Source organism: Agrococcus terreus (assembly GCF_014645235.1).
Classification (GTDB): domain Bacteria; phylum Actinomycetota; class Actinomycetes; order Actinomycetales; family Microbacteriaceae; genus Agrococcus; species Agrococcus terreus.
Genome location: NZ_BMLM01000002.1, coordinates 541,447 through 560,409 on the forward strand (window position 1 = coordinate 541,447; position 18,963 = coordinate 560,409).

At 74.2% G+C, this 18,963-nt stretch carries 14 protein-coding genes; 7 read left to right on the forward strand and 7 right to left on the reverse strand.

Features of this window, described 5'->3' with window-relative positions; all coding sequences use genetic code 11:
- The first annotated feature begins 94 nt into the window (after window positions 1-94).
- Together pgm and IEW90_RS12470 are read left to right on the forward strand one after the other, a co-directional pair.
- Window positions 95-1,729, forward strand: coding sequence for a phosphoglucomutase (alpha-D-glucose-1,6-bisphosphate-dependent) (pgm, locus tag IEW90_RS12465; protein ID WP_188718595.1), 1,635 nt, complete (start codon window positions 95-97; stop codon window positions 1,727-1,729).
- Window positions 1,730-2,055: 326 nt separating this feature from the next.
- A complete protein-coding gene (locus IEW90_RS12470; protein WP_188718596.1) occupies window positions 2,056-3,171 on the forward strand; it encodes an epoxide hydrolase family protein in 1,116 nt (371 codons plus the stop codon).
- 6 nt (window positions 3,172-3,177) lie between these two features.
- Here IEW90_RS12470 and IEW90_RS12475 read toward each other — a convergent pair whose 3' ends face one another.
- A complete protein-coding gene (locus IEW90_RS12475) occupies window positions 3,178-4,200 on the reverse strand; it encodes a CapA family protein (RefSeq protein ID WP_188718597.1) in 1,023 nt (340 codons plus the stop codon).
- On the opposite strand from IEW90_RS12475, the gene IEW90_RS12480 reads away from it, so the two are divergent.
- On the forward strand, window positions 4,190-4,372 hold the full coding sequence (locus tag IEW90_RS12480; RefSeq protein WP_188718598.1) for a hypothetical protein: 183 nt from the start codon (window positions 4,190-4,192) through the stop codon (window positions 4,370-4,372). The two genes, IEW90_RS12475 and IEW90_RS12480, sit on opposite strands and share 11 nt — an antisense overlap.
- Here the strand turns inward: IEW90_RS12480 and IEW90_RS12485 are convergent.
- Window positions 4,356-4,652, reverse strand: coding sequence for a hypothetical protein (locus IEW90_RS12485; RefSeq protein ID WP_188718599.1), 297 nt, complete (start codon window positions 4,650-4,652; stop codon window positions 4,356-4,358). The two genes, IEW90_RS12480 and IEW90_RS12485, sit on opposite strands and share 17 nt — an antisense overlap.
- A 129-nt stretch (window positions 4,653-4,781) precedes the next feature.
- On the opposite strand from IEW90_RS12485, the gene IEW90_RS12490 reads away from it, so the two are divergent.
- Window positions 4,782-10,832 (forward strand): Ig-like domain-containing protein, encoded by a 6,051-nt coding sequence (locus tag IEW90_RS12490; RefSeq protein ID WP_188718600.1) that lies wholly within the window; start codon window positions 4,782-4,784, stop codon window positions 10,830-10,832.
- Between the two features lie 33 nt (window positions 10,833-10,865).
- On the opposite strand, the gene IEW90_RS12495 is transcribed toward IEW90_RS12490, so the two are convergent.
- Window positions 10,866-11,657 (reverse strand): M15 family metallopeptidase, encoded by a 792-nt coding sequence (locus IEW90_RS12495; protein WP_229679702.1) that lies wholly within the window; start codon window positions 11,655-11,657, stop codon window positions 10,866-10,868.
- 188 nt (window positions 11,658-11,845) lie between these two features.
- Between IEW90_RS12495 and IEW90_RS12500 the strand changes: the two genes are divergently transcribed.
- Entirely contained in the window at window positions 11,846-13,630 is a 1,785-nt protein-coding gene (locus IEW90_RS12500; RefSeq protein ID WP_229679665.1) for an MDR family MFS transporter, read from the forward strand.
- A gap of 83 nt (window positions 13,631-13,713) precedes the next feature.
- The gene (locus tag IEW90_RS12505; protein WP_188718602.1) at window positions 13,714-13,905 is read left to right on the forward strand and encodes a CsbD family protein; all 192 of its coding nucleotides are present in this window, start codon (window positions 13,714-13,716) and stop codon (window positions 13,903-13,905) included.
- A gap of 69 nt (window positions 13,906-13,974) precedes the next feature.
- Here the strand turns inward: IEW90_RS12505 and IEW90_RS12510 are convergent, their stop codons facing one another.
- Window positions 13,975-14,823 carry an HpcH/HpaI aldolase/citrate lyase family protein gene (locus IEW90_RS12510; protein WP_188718603.1) on the reverse strand — a complete coding sequence of 283 codons (849 nt, stop codon included), beginning with the start codon at window positions 14,821-14,823 and terminating at the stop codon, window positions 13,975-13,977.
- A gap of 75 nt (window positions 14,824-14,898) precedes the next feature.
- Window positions 14,899-16,059 (reverse strand): acyl-CoA dehydrogenase family protein, encoded by a 1,161-nt coding sequence (locus tag IEW90_RS12515; protein WP_188718604.1) that lies wholly within the window; start codon window positions 16,057-16,059, stop codon window positions 14,899-14,901.
- 50 nt (window positions 16,060-16,109) lie between these two features.
- Between IEW90_RS12515 and IEW90_RS12520 the strand changes: the two genes are divergently transcribed.
- Window positions 16,110-16,331, forward strand: a complete 222-nt coding sequence (locus IEW90_RS12520) for a hypothetical protein (RefSeq protein ID WP_188718605.1) — start codon at window positions 16,110-16,112, stop codon at window positions 16,329-16,331.
- 37 nt (window positions 16,332-16,368) lie between these two features.
- Here the strand turns inward: IEW90_RS12520 and IEW90_RS12525 are convergent, their stop codons facing one another.
- Window positions 16,369-16,737: an RNA-binding S4 domain-containing protein gene (locus IEW90_RS12525; protein WP_188718606.1), complete on the reverse strand. Its 369-nt coding sequence runs from the start codon at window positions 16,735-16,737 to the stop codon at window positions 16,369-16,371.
- A gap of 144 nt (window positions 16,738-16,881) precedes the next feature.
- Entirely contained in the window at window positions 16,882-18,921 is a 2,040-nt protein-coding gene (gene recQ, locus IEW90_RS12530) for a DNA helicase RecQ (protein ID WP_373284774.1), read from the reverse strand.
- Between the last annotated feature and the right edge of the window lie 42 nt (window positions 18,922-18,963).

An 18,963-nucleotide genomic window follows, 5' to 3' on the forward strand; every position in this document is an offset into this window, starting at 1 on the left:
CCGGCGAGCGGCTCGGCGACCGGACGTGACGCCCCGCGGAGGGCGGCAGATGCGCGCTCCGCCGCTCGCAGGGCCGCGGTGCCAGGATGGCCACATGAGCAGAGCCGGCACGATCGCCCAGCCCCAGGACCTCATCGACGTCGCCGCCCTCGAGCGGGCCTACTACGAGCTCGTGCCGGATGTCGCGAACCCCGACCAGGCGGTCGCGTTCGGCACCTCCGGGCACCGCGGCAGCTCGCTCGACACGGCGTTCAACGAGGTGCACATCCTCGCCATCACGCAGGCGATCGTCGAGTACCGCGCCGCGCAGGGCATCACCGGCCCGCTGTTCATCGGTCGCGACACCCACGCGCTCTCGCTGCCCGCCGAGCGCTCGGCGCTCGAGGTGCTGGTCGCCAACGGCGTGCGCGTCACCGCCGACGCCCGCGGTTCGGTCGCCCCGACGCCCGCCGTCTCCCGCGCCATCCTCGCCCACAACGCCACGGCGGGCCCCGACGACCAGGCCGACGGCATCGTGGTGACCCCCTCGCACAACCCGCCGCGCGACGGCGGCTTCAAGTACAACCCGCCGCACGGCGGCCCCGCCGACTCCGACGCCACCGGCTGGATCGCGAAGCGCGCCAACGAGCTCATCGCCGGCGGGCTCGAGGGCGTGCGGCGCACCGGGGTCGAGGGCTCGAGCGACCCGCGCGTCGAGCTCTACGACTTCCGCGACGCCTACGTCGCCGCGCTCGGCGGCGTCATCGACTTCGAGGCCATCAAGGCCGCCGGCATCCGCATCGGCGCCGACCCGCTCGGCGGCGCTGCCGTCGACTACTACGGCGCGATCGCCGAGCGCTACGGCATCGACCTGACCGTCACGAACCCGGTCGTCGACCCGACGTGGGCGTTCATGACGCTCGACTGGGACGAGAAGATCCGCATGGACTGCTCGAGCCCCAACGCGATGGCCTCGGTGCTCGCGCGCAAGGACGACTTCGACATCCTCACCGGCAACGATGCCGATGCCGACCGCCACGGCATCGTCACGCCCGACGGCGGCCTCATGAACCCCAACCACTTCCTCGCGGTCGCGATCCAGTACCTCGCGTCGCACCGGCCCGGGTGGTCGGCGGATGCGGCGATCGGCAAGACGCTCGTGTCGTCGTCGATGATCGACCGCGTCGTCGAGTCGCTCGGCCGTCGCCTGTGGGAGGTGCCGGTCGGCTTCAAGTGGTTCGTGCCCGGGCTCATCGACGGCTCCGTCGTGTTCGGCGGCGAGGAGAGCGCGGGCGCCTCGTTCCTGCAGCAGGACGGCACCGTGTGGACGACCGACAAGGACGGCATCCTGCTGTGCCTGCTCGCCTCCGAGATCCGTGCCGTGACGGGCAAGAGCCCGTCGCAGCTCTACGCCGAGCTCACCGAGCGATTCGGCGCGCCGGTGTACGAGCGGGTGGATGCGCCGGCCTCGCGCGAGCAGAAGGCGCGGCTCGGGAAGCTCTCGGGCGACGCGGTGACGGCGACCGAGCTCGCGGGCGACCCGATCGTCGCGAAGCTCGCCGAGGCGCCTGGCAACGGCGCGGCGATCGGTGGCCTGAAGGTCGTGACCGAGCGCGCGTGGTTCGCCGCGCGGCCCTCCGGCACCGAGGACGTCTACAAGATCTACGCCGAGTCGTTCGTCGGCGAGGAGCACCTCCGGCAGGTGCAGGCGGAGGCGAAGGCGATCGTGGACGCGGCCCTCGCTGGATAGCGGAGGCCCGGTGGGCCTCCGCTGCGAGGGCCGCCGAGCGCGCAGCGCGAGGATCGCTGGATAGCGGAGGCCCGGTGGGCCTCCGCTGCGAGGGCCGCCGAGCGCGCAGCGCGAGGATGGCGGGGTAGCCTCCCCGCCGGTCGAGCCGCTCCGCCACCCACCGCTGGTCGAGCCGCTCCGCGCGCGAAGCGCGCAGAGCGAGTCGAGACCACAGCATGGCGGGCCGCTCGTCGCGCAGGTGGTCTCGAGACGCGGCCGGCTGCGCCGGCAGCTCCTCGACCAGCGGAGGGCCACCGGGTGTCGGCGGCCACGCGTAGCGTCGCAGCATGCGCAGCGAGCCCGTCCGGATCGACCTGTCCGCCGCCGACCTCGACCGGCTCCACCGCCGGCTCGACGAGACCGTGCTGCCCGAGCCGACGCCCGGCGCGCACGGCATCCCCATGCCCACGCTGCGGCGCCTGCTCGACCGCTGGCGCTCCGGGGAGCCGTGGCGCGCGCTCGTCGAGCGGCACGCGGCGCTCGACCACCGGCTGGTCGAGGTCGAGGGCACCCGCATCCACTGCGTCGTCCTGCCGGGCCCCGACGAGGGGCGCCTCCCCGTCGTCCTCACGCACGGCTGGCCGTACACGGTCAACGAGATGCTGCCGCTCGCCGAGCTGCTGGCCGAGCGCACCGACGTCGTCGTGCCCTCGCTGCCCGGCACGCTGCTGTCGCAGCCGCTGCCCGAGCCGTTCACCAGCGCCGGCGTCGCCCGCCGCTGGCGCGGCCTCATGCGCGCGCTCGGCCACGAGCGGTTCCTCACCTACGGCGAGGACGTGGGTTCCTCCGTGAGCGACTGGCTCGCCGGCGCGCACCCGGATGCGGCGGTCGGCATCGTCGCGACCCACGCGTCGTTCGGCGTGCGCGACCGCGGCGAGGCCATGGACGACGCCGAGCGCGCGTTCTTCGCGCGCTTCGACGCGGAGGGCCCGCTCGCCGGCGGCTACGCGCACCAGCAGGGATCGCGGCCCGACACGACGGCGGCCGCGCTGCTCGACTCCCCCGCAGGCCTCGCCGCGTGGGTGGGCGAGAAGATGCTCGAGTGGGCGGGCGACGAGGGGCTCGACGACGACGCGGTGCTCGCGCCCGTCATGCTGCTCCACGCGACGCGCTCGATCGGCACCTCGTTCCGGCCCTACGCCGACAGCGGCGAGCGGCCGCATCCCATCGTCGAGGTGCCCGCCGCCGTGCGCGTGCAGCGGCGCGAGGTCGACTACCCGCGCTCGCTCGCCGAGCGCAGCTACCGCGACCTGCGCTCGTTCTCGGTGCTGGAGCGGGGCGGGCACTTCCCGGGGCTCGAGGCGCCCGATGAGGTGGCTGAGGCGATCCTGCAGCTGGATGCGGCGGTACGTCGCGGGTCTCGTGACGCGGGCGGCTGCGCCGTGCGCTCCTCGACCGGCTGAGCGGGGCTAGCGGGTCTCCGTGTCGATGCGCACGTCGGGGCCGAGCACGTCGGTGACGAGCTCGATGCCGGACTCCACCGTCAGCTCGTCCCTCCAGGCCGAGCGCGTGATCGGCTCCGCCGCGTCGACGAGCGGGTAGAGCTGCAGGTTGCGCCGGTTCACCCACGCGCCCGACGCGAACTGCTGCGGCGTGAGGTCGAAGTGCATGTACAGCGGCACCGCCGAGGGGTCGACGACCTCCACGTCGCCGCCCGGCAGCCCGACGAGGTCGAACTGCGCGACCGCGCTCACCACGCGCGGCACGGCCATCTGCGTCGACAGTGCGTTGCCGAGCGAGTAGTAGACGAACGCGCGCGAGCCGTCGGCGCGGTCGATCCACGCCGCCTCCTGCAGCACGTGCGGGTGCGTGCCGAGGATCACCTCGGCGCCGAGGTCGGCGAGCCGCTGCGCCTGCTCGCGCTGGCGGTCGTTCACGACCTGCGAGTACTCGTCGCCCCAGTGCACCGCGACGATCGTGGCGTCGGCGACCTCCTCGGCCTCCGCGAGCTGCTGCTCGACGAGCGGGGAGTCGAGCCACGTGACGACCGTGTCGGTGGTCGGGGTGTTCGACAGGTCGACGAAGTTCAGGAACGCGAGGGTGAGCCCGTCGACCTCGGTGGTCGGCACGACCGCCTGCTCCTCGGCCGAGCGGTACGCGCCCGAGATGAGCAGCGGGTCGAGCTCATCCCACACGGCTCGCGTGCGGTCGACGCCCTCCTGCCCGCGGTCGTACGTGTGGTTGTTGCCGAGGCCGATCGTGTTGCAGCCCGCCGCCGCGAGGCCCTGCGCGAACTCGACGGGCGCGTTGAACGCCGGGTAGTAGGTGAGGCCCAGCTCGACGCCGCCGCTCGGCGCCTCCTGGTTGCAGTAGACGAGGTCGCTGTCGTCCCAGATGCCGCGCGCCGCGTCGAAGAAGTGCCCGTAGTCGTACGAGCCGTCCGGCTGGAGGGCGTCCGCCGTGACCGAGTCGTGCGGGAGCATGTCGCCCATCGCGCTCACCGACACCGTCGCCGGCTCGGGCGTGGGCGTCGGCGTGGCGGTCGGCGACGCCGCGGGCTCGCTCGTCGCCGGCGCGGGCTGGAGCGTGCCCGGCGCGCAGGCGGTCAGCAGCAGGACGGCCGCCGCGGCGACGATCGCGGCGCGCCTCACGAGCCGGCGATGATCGCGTAGACGACGACGATGACGACGATCGCGATGACCGCGACCGTCCAGTCGCCGCCCGTGGCCGGGCCGTGGCCGCCCGAGGATCCGGACCGCCACGACGAGCGCGAGCCGGAGGAGGATCCCCAGCTCCACGACGACCGGGAGCCCGACGAGCGGGACCCGCCGAACGAGCCGCCGCCCGAGGAGCGCGAGCCGCCGAAGAAGCTGCGCGAGCCTCCGCCGCCGCGGAACGAGCCGCCGCCTCGCGAGCCGCCGATCGAGCGTCCTGCCTTCGCCATGGGGGCAGGATACGGCGTGCCCCTGAGGTCAGGGATCCTCCGCACGAGCCGCGCGCCCGGATGCGGCATGCTGTGAGGGTCGCTCGCGAGCAGCGCCCATCGCGAAGGCAGGCGGATGGAGGTGGGGCCGTGCTGCGCTGGATCGGCACGCACCGCCGCAGCACCGCGGCCGCAGCGGTCGTCACGGCCCTCAGCCTCGCGCTCGGCATCCTCGCCGCCACCTACGAGGGCTTCGTCTCCACCGACGTCGACCTCCACGACGGCGGTGTCTGGGTGACGCGCACGAGCACCCTGCAGCTCGGGCACCTCAACGTGCAGGCCGAGTCGCTCGACGGCGGCCTCGTCTCGCCCTCGGCCGACTTCGACGTCGTGCAGGACGACGACCGCGTGCTGCTGCTCGCGCGCGACTCCTCGAGCGCCCTCGTCGTCGACCCCGTGCACCTCCAGACCGCCTCCAGCGTCGCCCTCCCGCCCGGCGGGAGGGTCGCGCTCGGCGGCGGCTCGGCCGTCGTCGTGGATCCCGCGGACGGCTTCGTCTGGGCGATGCCCTTCGAGGCGCTCCCCGGCTTCTCGCCGGAGACGACGGAGCCCACGCTCGAGCTCGGCGAGGGCGCGGCGGCGACCGTCGGCCGCGACGGCGTCGTGCACGCGGCCGACCCCGCGGGCGGAGCGCTCGTGCGTCTCGCTCCCGGTCCGCAGGGATTCGTCGCGGACGACGCCGAGACGACGCCCCGGTCGGCGCTCGCGTCGATGTCGGCGCCGGCGGTGACGGTGGTCGGCGAGGCACCGGTGGTGCACGATCCGGTCAGCGGCGCCCTCGTCCTGCCCGGCGGCGAGACGACGGCCCCGGAGGGCGCGGTGCTGCAGCAGGTGGGCGACGCCGCCGACGAGGTGGTGCTCGCGACCCCCACCGGCCTCGTGCGCCAGCCCCTCGCCGGCGGCGCGGCGCGCGTCCAGGAGGGCCTCGGCGAGGCGGCGGCGGCCGTGGCGCCCGTGCAGCTCGACGGCTGCGTGCACGCGGTGTGGCCAGGCACCCGCCAGCTGCTGCGCGACTGCGACGACGACACCCGGGACGCCGAGCACCTCGTCGACGGCCTCGAGGGACCCGCCGCGTTCCGCGTCAACCGCGACGCGGTCGTGCTCAACGAGCTCGAGACCGGCTCGTCGTGGCTGCTGTCGGACCGGCTCGTGCTCGTCGACAACTGGGACGACCTCGTGCCGCCGCCCTCCGAGGAGCGCAGCGAGGAGGAGGACGAGTCGACCGAGGACCGCTTCGAGCGCACCCCGCCGCCGCCCACCGAGCAGAACAGCCCGCCGGTCGCGAACCCGGACGCGTTCGGCGCGCGGCCCGGCCGCTCGACGCTCCTCCCGGTGCTGTGGAACGACTCCGACCCCGACGGCGACGTGCTCACCGCGAGCGTCGCGAGCACGCTGCCCGAGGGCGTCGTCGTGGGGTCCGTCGAGCAGGACTCGCAGCTGCAGGTGCAGCTCCCGCCGGACGCGACCGGGTCGTTCAGCTTCGAGTATCGGATCGACGACGGCCGCGGCGAGAGCGACACCGCGACCGTCGACGTCGATGTGCGCGGCGACGCCGAGAACGCCGTGCCGGAGTCCCTGCGCGAAGCGACCGTGGTCGTCGAGCAGGGCGCGACGGTCGAGTACCAGGTGCTGCAGGACTGGCTCGACCCGGATGGCGACGACCTGTACCTCATGGGCGCGACGAGCGCCTCCGGCGACACCATCCAGACCGACCCCTCGGGCCGGCTCGTCTACACGGCGACCGGCGATCCGGGCATGCAGACGGTCGAGCTGCGCATCTCCGACGGCCGCGGCGAGACGTCGGGCTCGATCTCGGTCGACGTGCGCGAGCGCGGCGACGCGGCGCCGCAGGCGAACGCCGACTTCGTCGCGACGATCGTCGGCCGAGAGGCGAGCATCCGGCCGCTCGCGAACGACTACTCCCCCTCCGGCGACCCGCTGCGGCTCGCGCTCGTCGACGAGGCGCCAGGCATCGACCTGCGGTGGGACGCGTCGACCGGCATCGTGCGCATCGTCGACGCGCCGCTCGGCACGCACTACCTGACCTACGTCGTCGCCGGCGGCGGCACCGCCTCCGCGACCGGCCGGATCCGCGTCGACGTGCGCGCTCCCGACGACGAGGCGAGGCCGATCGCGGTGCGCGACACCGCGCTGCTGCCGCAGGGCGGCGAGGCGCTGGTCGACCTCCTGCAGAACGACGTCGACCCCGCCGGCGGCGTCCTGGTGGTGCAGGCGATCTCGGTGCCGGGCGCCGCCCCGATCACCGCGGAGCTCGTCGACCGACGCCTCCTGCGGATTCGCGACTCGCGCGGGCTCGACGAGCCGATGCAGCTCGCCTACTCGGTCTCGAACGGCCGCTTCACCGAGACCGGCAGCGTCGAGGTGATCCCCGTCGCGCCGCCTGCGCAGCCGCGCGCGCCCGTCGCCGTCGACGACACCGCGACCGTGCGCGCCGGCGACTACCAGTCGGTCGACGTGCTCGACAACGACTTCTCGCCCGACGGCGCACCCTTCGCGCTCGTGCGCAGCGTCGTCAGTTCGAGCTTCGCCTCGGAGGAGGAGGGCATCGCCTTCGTGTCCGAGGGGCAGCTGCGCATCCATGCGCTCGAGGGCGCCCCCTCGCGAGCCACCGTCGCCTACGAGATCGAGGACGAGCAGGGCAACCGCGACAGCGCCACCGTGACCGTCCGCATCGTGCCGCGCGACGCCGAGCAGAACGCGGCGCCCAACCCTTGGCCGGTCACCGCGCGCGTGCTCGCGGGCGCGACCGTGCGCATCCCCATCCCGCTCGACGGCATCGACGGCGACGGCGACGGGGTCGAGCTCGTCGGCTACGACACCGCCCCCGATCAGGGCGCGATCGTCGAGACCGGACCCGACCACTTCGACTTCGAGGCCTATCCGGACGGAGGCGGCACCGTCGCCTTCACCTACCGGGTGCGAGACCGCTGGGGCGCGAGCGCCACCGCGACCGCGACGATCGGCATCGCGCAGGCCGCGGACGTCAACCAGACCCCCTTCGCGGAGACCGACATGGTGACGGCCCGGCCCGGACGGGCCGTCGCGATCCCGGTGCTCGAGAACGACTCCGACCCCGACCAGGACCCGCTCCACCTCGTCGCCGACGGCCTCGATGCGCCGCCCGAGCTCGCGGGCGCCGCGGTCGACGAGGAGCGCGGCACCGTCGACCTCGTGACGCCCGACGCGCAGGGCGTGCACCAGCTCACCTACGTGGTCTCCGACGCCCGCGGGCTCACGACCACCGGCATCGTCATGCTCACCGTCTCCGAGGACGCCGCGCTCGAGCCGCCCGTCGCGCGCGACGATCCCGTGAGCGTGGCGGAGCTCGTGCTCGACCGCCCGACCGACGTGCCCGTGCTCGAGAACGACCTCGATCCGGACGGGGACCCCGACGACCTGCAGCTCTCGATCGTCACCGGGCCCGGCACCGTCGCCGGCAGCGCCGTGCAGGTCGTGCCCACCGAGGCGTTCCAGGTGATCGCCTACCGCGTCGAGGACATCGACGGGCAGACCGCCGAGGCCTTCGTGAGCGTGCCGCCGGTCCGCGACCCGCGCCCGACGCTCTCGGTGAACGAGCCGATCCAGATCCCCTCGGGCGAGGAGCGGCAGCTGCCGCTGCGCGAGATCGTCGCGGCCGCGAGCGGCAACCCGCCGCGCATCACCTCCGGCGACCTCGTCACGGGGGTCAACCACGACGGCTCGGGTCTCGTCGTCGACACCGAGACGCTCCGCTTCCGCTCCGCACCCGGCTACGTCGGACCGGCGTCCGTCACGTTCGAGGTGACCGACGGGACGAGCCCCGAGGATCCCGACGGCGCGACAGCGGTGCTCACCCTGCCGATCGTGGTCATCGCCTCGAGCGCCATCCCGCCGAGCTTCGCCGGTGCCACGCTGCAGGCGGTCGCGGGCGAGGCAGAGACCCGCTTCGACCTGCGCTCGGCCACGAGCGACCCGGACCCGGGCGATCTGGAGGCGATGCGGTACGACGGCCTCGCGGGACAGGTGCGCGGCGTCGCGGCGCGCCTCGACGGCTCCACGCTCGTGCTCGCAGCGGAGCGCACCGCGACTCCCGGGACGAGCGGTGCGTACACGGTGCGCGTCGCAGACCCGGACGGCAACGAGGTGACGGGCACCGTGCTGGTCGAGGTGGTCGCCACGAACCGGCAGCTGGCGATCGCGAACCCCGACGCCGCGGAGGGCGACCAGGGCAGGCCCGTCGAGATCGACGTCCTCACCAACGACGTGAACCCGTTCGCGCGCGACGGCGTGCCGCTCGAGCTCGTCTCGGCGCAGGTGGTGGGCGGCGACGGCTCCGCGACGATCGCCGGACGGGCGGTCGTCGCGACCTCCGGTCCGGACTTCTCGGGCACCCTCACCGTGCGCTACACGGTGCAGGACGGCACCGGCCTCACCGAGCGACAGGTCACCGGCACGGCGACCGTCACGGTCAAGGGCCGCCCGGATGCGCCCCCGCGGCCGAACGTCGATGCGGTCGGCGACGCGCAGGTGACGCTCACGTGGGCGCCGCCCGCCTCCAACGGCGCCCCGATCACCGGCTACCTGGTGCAGTCGGTCGACGGCACGGTCTCGCAGCCCTGCGCCTCCACGACCTGCATCGTCGAGGGGCTCGGGAACGACGTCACCTACCGCTTCCAGGTCATCGCGCAGAACGAGGTCGGCGACTCCGATCCCTCGGCCGCGTCCGCCGGGGCGCGCCCCGACCGCCGACCCGAGCAGCCCGCGGCCCCGACGGCGACCCGGGGCGACGGCAGCCTCGCCATCGCGTGGACGCCGGCGGTGTCGAACGGCTCTGCCGTCAGCGGCTACACGCTCCAGATCCAGCCCCCCGCGCCCGATGGCACCGTCGCGATCGAGCTCGGTGCCGTCACGGGGCACACGTGGCGGGGCCTCGCCAACGGCACCGCGTACGCGTTCCGCCTCCAGGCCCACAACCAGGCGCCCGAGCCCAGCGAGGTCTCGGAGCCGTCGAGCCCCGTCATCCCCGCGGGGCTGCCGCGCGCCGTGACCGGCGCGAGCTCCAGCGTCGACCGCTCGACGCCGGGCGAGGTGCAGATGGCCGTCACGTGGTCGCCCGCCGACGGCAACGGCGCCGAGGTCGACCGCTACACCGTGCGCTCCTCCTCCGGCCTGGAGCAGACCGTCACCGGCACCACGGCGCGCTTCGCCCAGGTGCCCCTCGACGGCGCGGAGGTGACCTTCACCGTGGCGGCGACGAACGCGGTCGGCACCGGCGGGGCCTCGGCCCCGACCCAACCGCTGCGGGCCGCGAACGCTCCTGGTGCTCCGACGGGCGTCAGCGTGACCGACGGCGACGGACAGGTGCGGGTGGACTGGACACCCGGCGCGCGCAACGGTCTCAGGGCCGACGAGGTGCGCTTCGAGATCCGCGCGAACGGAGGATCGCCGCAGTCCTTCGGCCCCGGCGGCACCTTCACGGGCCTGAGCAACACCGGCGGGCCCTACGCGATCGAGGTGCGGGCGGTCGCGACGATCGACGGGCAGTCCTACGGCAGCGCCTGGGCCGCCTCCTCCAACCAGGCGCGGCCGTTCGGCCCGCCGCCGGCCCCGGTCATCTCGATGACGTCCGGAGTGCACCAGGTGACCTACCACTGGGCCCCGAACGGCACGAACGGCCGCGCGCTCGACCGCATCGAGTGGACGCAGTACGAGAACGGTCAGAACATGCAGCGGGTCACGCCGGCGTCCGGCTCGCAGACGCAGGAGCTGCCGGGCGGGCACCAGGCGTACATGACCGCGATCGTCGTGGACGTCGACGGGAACGTGAGCGAGCGGATCACGATCGGTCCGGTCGCGGCGCAGTACGCACCGCCTCCCCAGCCGCGTGCTGCCGTCACCGGCTACTCGGGCGGCGTGACGTTCTCCTACGGACCGAACGGCACCACCGACCGCCCGCTCGACCGGCTCGAGTGGATCCTCGACGACGGCGCGTCGGGCTGGACGGTCGTGCGGCCGGCGGCGGACGGCTCCTTCTCGGGTGGCCGGGAGCCGGGCAACCAGGCGTGCATCCGCGTCCGAGCGATCGACACCGGCGGGCTCGAGAGCGAGCACATCGTCGCGTGCGGGTACGCGCTGCCCTGACCTCGGCGCTGACGATGTCGGCGGATGCGCGGCTCAGCCGCCGTAGTCGGGCGCGGCGCCGGTGCCGAAGAACGCCTCGAGCGTCGTGGCGCCCTCCTCCTGCATCGCCGCCGTCACGTCGGCGCCGACGTAGCGGAGGTGCCAGGGCTCCCAGGCGTAGCCGGTGACGGCGTCCTCGCCGCGCGGGTAGCGCACGACCCAGCCGTGCTCCCACGCGTGCTCGGCGATCCAGCGGCCGGCCGCCGTGTCGCCGAAGCAGGCGTCGAGGCGGCAGGCGCCGCCGGTGCCGACGACGTCGACGGCGAGGCCCGTCTGGTGCTCGGAGTGGCCCGGCCGCGCGCTCGTCGTGTCCGCGCGCGCCTGGCCGTGCTGGGCGACGTAGCCGTTGTAGAGCGTCGTCTGGCGCTGGAACGAGCGGTAGGAGGAGAAGACGTGCACGCCCTCGCCGAGCTCGGCGCGCATCGCGGCGTCGAGCTCGACCAGCGCCGCGTCGGCCTCGGGCCGCACGAACTCCTCGCCCGCGTCGGCCGAGACGGTCACGGGCACGACCTCGGGCAGGTAGTCCTGCGGCTGCAGCGGCCGGCGCTTGTTCACGAGCGCGGTGATGCTCGAGCCGGTGTCGATGTCCCACTGCTCGGCGGGCAGCGGCTCGGGCGTGGGCGTGGGCGTGGGCGTCGGGGTCGCGCTCGGCCTCTGCGCCGCGGTGGCGGTCGGTTCGGCGGCCGCCGGCTGCGCCGCGCTCTGCGACGGGCTCGGCTCGCTCGCCGAGCACCCGGAGAGCACGAGGCCCGTCGTGATCGCCGCCGCCAGCATCCCCGTCCGCATCCGCACGCCTCCATGCTGGCATGCCCGCACGGCGCCGCCGCGCTCGCGCAGGGCGAACGCCGGGCACCGATCCGGCCCGCCGCCGAGCGCCGAGCAGGAGTAGCATTGGCCGGTCGACCATTCGCCGGGCTAACGATCGTCGCGCGCCGCCGCCGACACCGCCCAGCCGCCGCCACCCTGAGGAGCCCATGTCCGAACCCCAGCCGCGCCCGACGGACGCCCAGGCCGCCGCGCCCGCCCCGATGACCCGCCGCGAGATCATGCTCGTGCTCGCAGGCCTCATGCTCGCGATGTTCCTGTCGTCGCTGTCGCAGACCGTCGTGGGCACCTCGATGCGCACGATCGCCGACGACCTCCACGGCCTCGACCTGCAGGTGTGGGTCGTCACCGCGTTCCTCATCGTCTCGACGATCGTCACGCCCATCTACGGCAAGCTCTCCGACATCTTCGGGCGCCGGCCGCTGTTCCTCATCGCGATCGTGCTGTTCCTCGCCGGGTCCATCGCCAGCTCGTTCGCGCAGGACATGGTGCAGCTCGCCGCGTTCCGCGCGCTGCAGGGCCTCGGCGCCGGCGGCCTCTTCTCGCTGCCGCTGACGATCATGGGCGACGTGCTGAGCCCGCGCGAGCGCGCCAAGTACCAGGGCTTCTTCCTCGCGATCTTCGGCGTCTCGTCGATCCTCGGCCCGCTCATCGGCGGCCTCTTCGCCGGCACCCCGGAGATCCTGGGCCTCCACGGCTGGCGCTGGGTCTTCCTGTTCAACCTGCCCATCGGCGCGGCGGCGCTGTTCATGGTGTGGCGCTTCCTCCACCTCCCCTCGCACCACGAGCGCGTGCGCATCGACTGGTGGGGCGCCGCGCTCCTCGCCGTCGCGGTCGTGCCGCTGCTGCTCGTCGCCGAGCAGGGCCGCGTGTGGGGCTGGGGCTCCGCCGCCGCCATCGCCTGCTACGTCGTCGGCGCGCTCGGCGTCGTCGCGTTCATCTGGGTGGAGTCGCGCATGGGCCAGGCCGCGCTCATCCCGCTCAGCCTCTTCCGCGGGCGCACCTTCGCGATGGCGACGGTGCTCGGCGTCTTCACCGGCTTCGGCATGTTCGCCGGCATGATGCTGCTGCCGTTCATCCTGCAGATCGTCCACGGCATGACGCCCACCGAGGCGGGCCTCGCGACGCTGCCGATGATCGTCGGCCTCATGATCTCGTCGATCGGATCCGGCCAGGTCATCGCGCGCACCGGCCGCTACCGCCTGTTCCCGGTCGTCGGGCTCGGCATCATGGCCGCCGGCTACGGCGTGCTGGTGACCCTCCAGTGGGACACCCCGCTCTGGACGCTGCTGCTCGGCCAGCTCATCCTCGGCCTCGGGCTCGGCATGCTCATGCAGACGCTCACGATCGCCTCGCAGAACGCCGTCGAGCCGAAGGACATGGGCGTCGCCACCAGCTCCGCCACGTTCTTCCGCCAGCTCGGCGGCACCGCCGGCGTCGCCGTCGTCTTCTCGCTGCTGTTCGCCCGCCTGCCCGACACGCTCCGCACGGCCTTCGGCCGCGACGACCTGCGCGCCGACCTCGGAGCGGCCCTCCAGGACCCGTCGGTCGTCGCCGACCCCGGCAACGCGCGCATCCTCGACGTCCTGCAGCGCCCCGAGGGGATCGGCGAGGCGCTGAACAACGACTCGTCGTTCCTCAACACCGCCGACCCGCGCCTCGCCGCGCCGTTCCTCGACGGCTTCTCGACCGCGACGACCACGCCGTTCTGGGTGGCGCTCGCGGTGGTGTCGGTCGCCTTCGTCGTCGCGCTGTTCTTCAAGGCGCCGCCGCTGCGCCAGAAGTCGGCGATGGAGGAGGCGATGGAGCGTCGCGCCGCGCAGGCGCAGCTCGAGCAGGACGCCTCGATCCCCGGCTCGATGGCCCCTCCCGTCACCGGATCCATCCCCACCGTCCGCACGGCCGGCGCATCGGAGCCTCCTGCCGAGCGCTGAGGAGTCGTCCAGCCGCGGTGCATAGGTTGTCACCCGTGCGCCGCGGCAGACCGCCCGGTGAGCAGACGATCAGAGGAGGACCCATGGGTCTCGACGACAAGATCAAGAACGCAGCCCAGGAGGGCGTCGGCAAGGCCAAGGAGGGCATCGGCGACGCGACCGACAACGAGCGCCTCGAGGCCGACGGCCGCCGCGACCAGGCGGAGGCGAACGCCAAGCAGGCGGGCGAGCACGTCAAGGACGCCGCGAAGGACGCGGGCGACGCGTTCCGCTGATCGTCCGGCGCCACGGCGCCCACGGACACGGAAGGCCGGGCGGAGGACCGCCCGGCCTTCTGCGTGCCGTCAGTAGTTGAGGTTCGCGAGCGAGGCCGCGTCGACCTCGATGCCGAAGTCGGCGGCCTGCGCCTGGATCTTCTGCGCGCGGGCGAGGCGCGGCAGGTCGGAGCCGTCGGTGATCTTGCCGCCCGACTCCTCGAAGGCCCTCACGAAGCCGTGCGCCCACGCGACGTCCTCGGGGCTGGGCGCGAGGCCCGCGTTGATCGTGGGCGCCTGCGTGTGCGTGAGGCACAGCTTGCCCGACATGCCCATCTCCTTCGCCAGGCGCGTGCCCTCCGGCAGCGCGTCCTGGCTGAGCGTGGGGCCGTCGATGGGCGCGGGGAGGCGCGCGGCGCGCGAGGCGATGACGAGCTGCGAGCGCGCGTACGCGAGCGCGATCGGGTCCTCGCCGGTGGCCGTGTCGCGCTTGAAGTCGCCGGTGCCGAAGGCGATGCGGAACGTCGAGGGCGCGTTCGCGATCTCGGCCACGTGCTGCAGGCCGCGGGCGGTCTCGACGAGCGCGAGGATCGGCAGGCCCTCGGGCAGGCGGTCGGCGGTGTCGTTCACGTGGCTCGACGACTCGGTCTTCGCGAGCATGACGCCCTCGAGGCCGGGGACGTCCTTGAGCGCGGCGCAGTCGCCGCTCCAGAACTCGCTCGCGGCGTCGTTGATGCGCACCCAGGCGCGGTGGCCGCTCGACAGCCAGCGCACGGTCTCCTCGCGGGCCTGCGCCTTGTCCTTGGCGGCGACGGCGTCCTCGATGTCGATGATGATCGCATCGGCCTCGCTCTCCTGCGCGATCTGGAAGAGCTCCGGCTTCGAGGCGGGGACGAGGAGCCAGGAACGGGCGATCTGGGGCGACACTGCGTGAGACATCGTCGTCCAGCCTAGCCAGCGCGCCGCGCCCGCACCGCTTTCCGTTCGATGTGGTCGCGGCCCGACCGCCCCGGCTCAGCGGAACGCGGCGATGCCGGTGAGCGCGTGGCCGAGCACGAGCTGGTGCACCTCGTCGGTGCCCTCGTAGGTGCGCACGCTCTCGAGGTTGGCCGCGTGCCGCATCGCGGGCTGCGCGTGGGTGATGCCGTCGCCGCCGGCGAGCGCCCGCGCCTCCCGGCAGATGGCGAGCGCCGCCCGGACGTTGGCGAGCTTGCCGAGCGAGACCTGCTCGGGGCGGAGGCCCCGCGCGTCCTTCGTGCGGCCGAGGTGCAGCGCGAGGAGCTGGCCCTGCGAGAGCGAGACGGCCATGTCGGCGAGGCGCGCCTGGGTGAGCTGGAAGCCGGCGAGCGGGCGACCGAACGCCTCCCGCTCCCCCACGAGCGCGAGCACCGCCTCGAGCGCGTCGCGCGCGGCGCCCATCGCGCCCCAGGCGATGCCGTAGCGCGCCTGGTCGAGGCACGTGAACGCGGCGCGGAGGCCCCGTGCCTCCGGGAGCGCCGCCTCGCGCGGCAGCCGCACGCCGTCGAGCCGCACGTCGCACTGCACGGAGGCGCGCATCGACAGCTTCGGCTCGATGGGCGTCGCGGTGACCCCAGGGGCGTCGGCCGGCACGAGGAAGCCCTGCACGCCCTCGTCGGTGCGCGCCCAGACGACGAGCACGTCGGCGACGGTCGCGAGCCCGATCCAGCGCTTCGCGCCGTCGAGCACCCAGTCGCCGCCGTCGCGCCGGGCCGTGGTGCGCATCGAGCCGGGGTCGGATCCGGAGTGCGGCTCGGTGAGCGCGAGCGCGCCGATCGCCGCGCCGCGCGCCATGCGCGGCAGCCACGCCTCGCGCTGCGCGTCGTCGCCGAAGCGGGCGATCGCCGTCATCGCGAGCGAGCCCTGCACGCTCACGATGGTGCGGACGCCGGAGTCGCCGGCCTCCAGCTCCTGCATGGCGAGGCCCGCCTCGACCGCCGAGCCGCCCGGGCAGCCGTGCCCCTCGATGCCGAGCCCCAGCAGGCCCGCCTCGCCGAGCGCCGGCAGCAGCTCGGTGGGCACGTGGCCTCGCTCCCACCAGTCGGCGATGCGCGGGCGCACCTCGGTGTCGACGAGCGCGCGGGCGCGGTCGCGGATCGTGCGCTCGCGCTCCGAGAGCACGGCGTCGATGTCGAGCAGGGCGTCGATGGCCTCCATGCTGCGATCCTGCCAGGCGCCGCTCCGGTGGCGGGCGTAGCGTCGCCGCCATGGATGCACAGGCGGTGGAGGGCGTGCTCGCGGCGGTCGTGCTGCTGCTGGGCGGCGGAGCGATCGCGCTCGGGATCGTGCTGCTCGTGCGCGGGCGTCGTCGGGGGCCGGACGGCGGCCGCGGCTCGGCGATGCTGACGTTCGGGATCACGGCGCTCGTGATCGGCGCGTTCGTGCTCGTGCCGGCGCTCGTGATGCTGCTCGTGCCGCCCGCGACCTGAGGGCCGACTTCCACCGCGCACCGCGGCGCGTTGCGCGTCAGTCGCGGCCGCGGAGGCGGTCGAGCTCGCGCCGCTCGCGCTTCGTCGGGCGCCCGGCGCCGCGGTCGCGCCGCGGCACCATCTGCGCGTCGACGGGGTCGGGCCGCGGCGGGGTGCGGTCCTCGATCGCGGCGGCCGCGAGGGGCGCGCTCACGCGCTTCACGAGCAGCTGCCGCACCTCGACGATGCGGTCGAAGCCGGCGATGCGCACCCGCACCTCGTCGCCGATCCGCACCGGCTGCGCCGCCTTCGCGCTCAGCCCGTTGACCTTCACGTGGCCGCCGCGGCAGGCGGCGGTCGCGGCCGATCGGGTCTTCGTGATCCGGACGGCCCAGATCCATGCGTCGAGGCGCACGCTGTCGCTCATCGGATCCTCCTGCCCGTCCTCTCGATCCTCGCACGACCGGCTTCTGGCAGGCGGGCGGGTGCGCTCACAGGGACGCTTCGATGCACGCGCGGTGGCCTTCACCATCCCGATGGCCCTCGGCATCGCGATCAACGGCCTGCCCCGCTAGCGCGCGAGCAGCTCGAGCACCGCCTCGCCGTAGCGCTCGAGCTTCGACTCGCCCACGCCCGAGATCGTCGAGAGCTCGACGAGCGAGCCCGGTCGGCGCTCGGCGATCGCCGCGAGCGTCTTGTCGTTGAAGACGACGTACGCGGGAACCGCCTGCTCCTTCGCCGTCTCGGCCCGCCACGCGCGCAGCGACTGGAACGTCGCCTGCTGCGCGTCGTCGAGCTCGAGCGTCGAGGCGGAGCGCTTCGCGGCGCGCACCGGCTGCGCGGCCTCGTGGCGCAGGCGCACGGGCCGCTCGCCGGCGAGCACCGCCGACGACTGGTCGGTGATGGCCAGCACGCCGTACTCGCCCTGCACCCGCAGCAGGCCCTGCGCGAGCAGCTGGCGCACGATGCCGCGCCACTGCGGGCCGGGCAGGTCGCGGCCGATGCCGTAGGTGGCGAGCTCGTCGTGGCCGAAGCGGCGGATGCGCTCGGTGTCGGCGCCGACGAGGATGTCGACGAGGTGCCCGGCGCCGAACGACTGCCGGCGCTCACGCTGCAGCCGCACGATCGTCGAGAGCAGCTTCTGCGCGGGCACGGTGCCGTCGTACGCATCGGGCGGCGAGAGGCACGTGTCGCAGTTGCCGCACGGCTCGCTCGGCTGGCCGAAGTAGGCGAGCAGCTGCTGGCGGCGGCACTCGACGGTCTCGCAGAGCGCGAGCATCGCGTCGAGGTGCATCGTCTGGTTGCGCTTGCGCTGCGCGTCGCCGTCGCCGTCGGCGATGAGGCGGCGCTGCTGCACGACGTCCTGCAGGCCGTACGCGAGCCACGCGGTCGACGGCTCGCCGTCGCGGCCCGCGCGACCGGTCTCCTGGTAGTACCCCTCGACCGACTTCGGCAGGTCGAGGTGGGCGACGAAGCGCACGTCGGGCTTGTCGATGCCCATGCCGAACGCGATCGTCGCGACGACGACGACGCCGTCCTCGCGCAGGAACCGGCGCTGGTTCGCGGCGCGGATCGAGGCGTCGAGGCCCGCGTGGTACGGCACCGCGTCGACGCCCTGCTGCCGCAGCCACGCGGCCGTCTGCTCCACCGAGCGGCGCGACAGGCAGTAGACGATGCCCGCGGCACCGTCGTGCTCGTCGCGGATGATGCGCAGCAGCTGCGCCTTCGCGTCCTGCTTCGGCGCGATCCGGTACTGGATGTTGGGGCGGTCGAAGCTCGAGACGAAGACCTGCGCGTCGTGCAGGCCGAGGCGCTCGACGATCTCGGCGCGCGTCTCGACCGTCGCCGTCGCCGTGAGGGCGATGCGGGGCACGCCCGGCCAGCGCTCGCCGATCATCGAGAGCGAGAGGTAGTCGGGCCGGAAGTCGTGGCCCCACTGGCTCACGCAGTGCGCCTCGTCGATCGCGAACAGCGCGATGGGCGCGGCGTCGAGCAGCGCCTGCGCGACGGGCAGGCGCTCCGGCGCGAGGTAGAGCATGTCGAGCTCGCCCGCGAGCAGCCGGCGCTCGACGTCGCGGCGCTCGTCGATCGACTGCGTGGAGTTGAGGTAGGCGGCGCGCACGCCGAGCTGCTCGAGCGCGTCGACCTGGTCGTGCATGAGGGCGATGAGCGGGCTGATGACGACGCCCGTGCCCTCGCGGACGAGCGACGGCACCTGGTAGCAGAGGCTCTTGCCGCCGCCGGTGGGCATGAGCACGACGGCGTCTCGGCCCGCGACGACCTCGTCGATGATCTCGGCCTGCTGCCCGCGGAAGGCGTCGTAGCCCCACACGCGAGTGAGCGCCTCGAGCGGGGTCGCGGCCTTCGCCGAGGCGGCGACGCCGGGGGCCCGCGGCGCGCCGCCGCGCGGCGACGCCCAGGAGGCGCCGGCACCGCGTGCGCCGGCACCGCGCGAGCCGGCACCGGGCGCGCCGGCCGCTGCCGGGGCGTCGGCGTCCGACGGCGGCACCCAGCCGTCGTCTGGCACGTCGTACGCGCCCCAGTCGTCGAAGGCGTCGGGCGCGTCGTGGTCGCTGGGCGGCGCCCACTCGTCGTGCTTCGCGTCCGTCACGCCTGCCCCTCCGCTCGCGCATCCATCGGCGCATCCACCCTA

Bases quoted from the DNA above. Each gene is read 5' to 3' on its own strand.
- IEW90_RS12475 (WP_188718597.1), bottom strand. From the start codon at position 4,200: ATGGGCGACATGCTCCCGCACGACTCGGTCACGGCGGACGCCCTCCAG.
- pgm (WP_188718595.1), top strand. From the start codon at position 95: ATGAGCAGAGCCGGCACGATCGCCCAGCCCCAGGACCTCATCGACGTC.
- IEW90_RS12495 (WP_229679702.1), bottom strand. From the start codon at position 11,657: ATGCGGACGGGGATGCTGGCGGCGGCGATCACGACGGGCCTCGTGCTC.
- IEW90_RS12520 (WP_188718605.1), top strand. From the start codon at position 16,110: ATGGATGCACAGGCGGTGGAGGGCGTGCTCGCGGCGGTCGTGCTGCTG.
- IEW90_RS12470 (WP_188718596.1), top strand. From the start codon at position 2,056: ATGCGCAGCGAGCCCGTCCGGATCGACCTGTCCGCCGCCGACCTCGAC.
- IEW90_RS12510 (WP_188718603.1), bottom strand. From the start codon at position 14,823: ATGTCTCACGCAGTGTCGCCCCAGATCGCCCGTTCCTGGCTCCTCGTC.
- IEW90_RS12515 (WP_188718604.1), bottom strand. From the start codon at position 16,059: ATGGAGGCCATCGACGCCCTGCTCGACATCGACGCCGTGCTCTCGGAG.
- IEW90_RS12500 (WP_229679665.1), top strand. From the start codon at position 11,846: ATGTCCGAACCCCAGCCGCGCCCGACGGACGCCCAGGCCGCCGCGCCC.
- IEW90_RS12505 (WP_188718602.1), top strand. From the start codon at position 13,714: ATGGGTCTCGACGACAAGATCAAGAACGCAGCCCAGGAGGGCGTCGGC.
- IEW90_RS12525 (WP_188718606.1), bottom strand. From the start codon at position 16,737: ATGAGCGACAGCGTGCGCCTCGACGCATGGATCTGGGCCGTCCGGATC.
- IEW90_RS12485 (WP_188718599.1), bottom strand. From the start codon at position 4,652: ATGGCGAAGGCAGGACGCTCGATCGGCGGCTCGCGAGGCGGCGGCTCG.
- IEW90_RS12480 (WP_188718598.1), top strand. From the start codon at position 4,190: ATGTCGCCCATCGCGCTCACCGACACCGTCGCCGGCTCGGGCGTGGGC.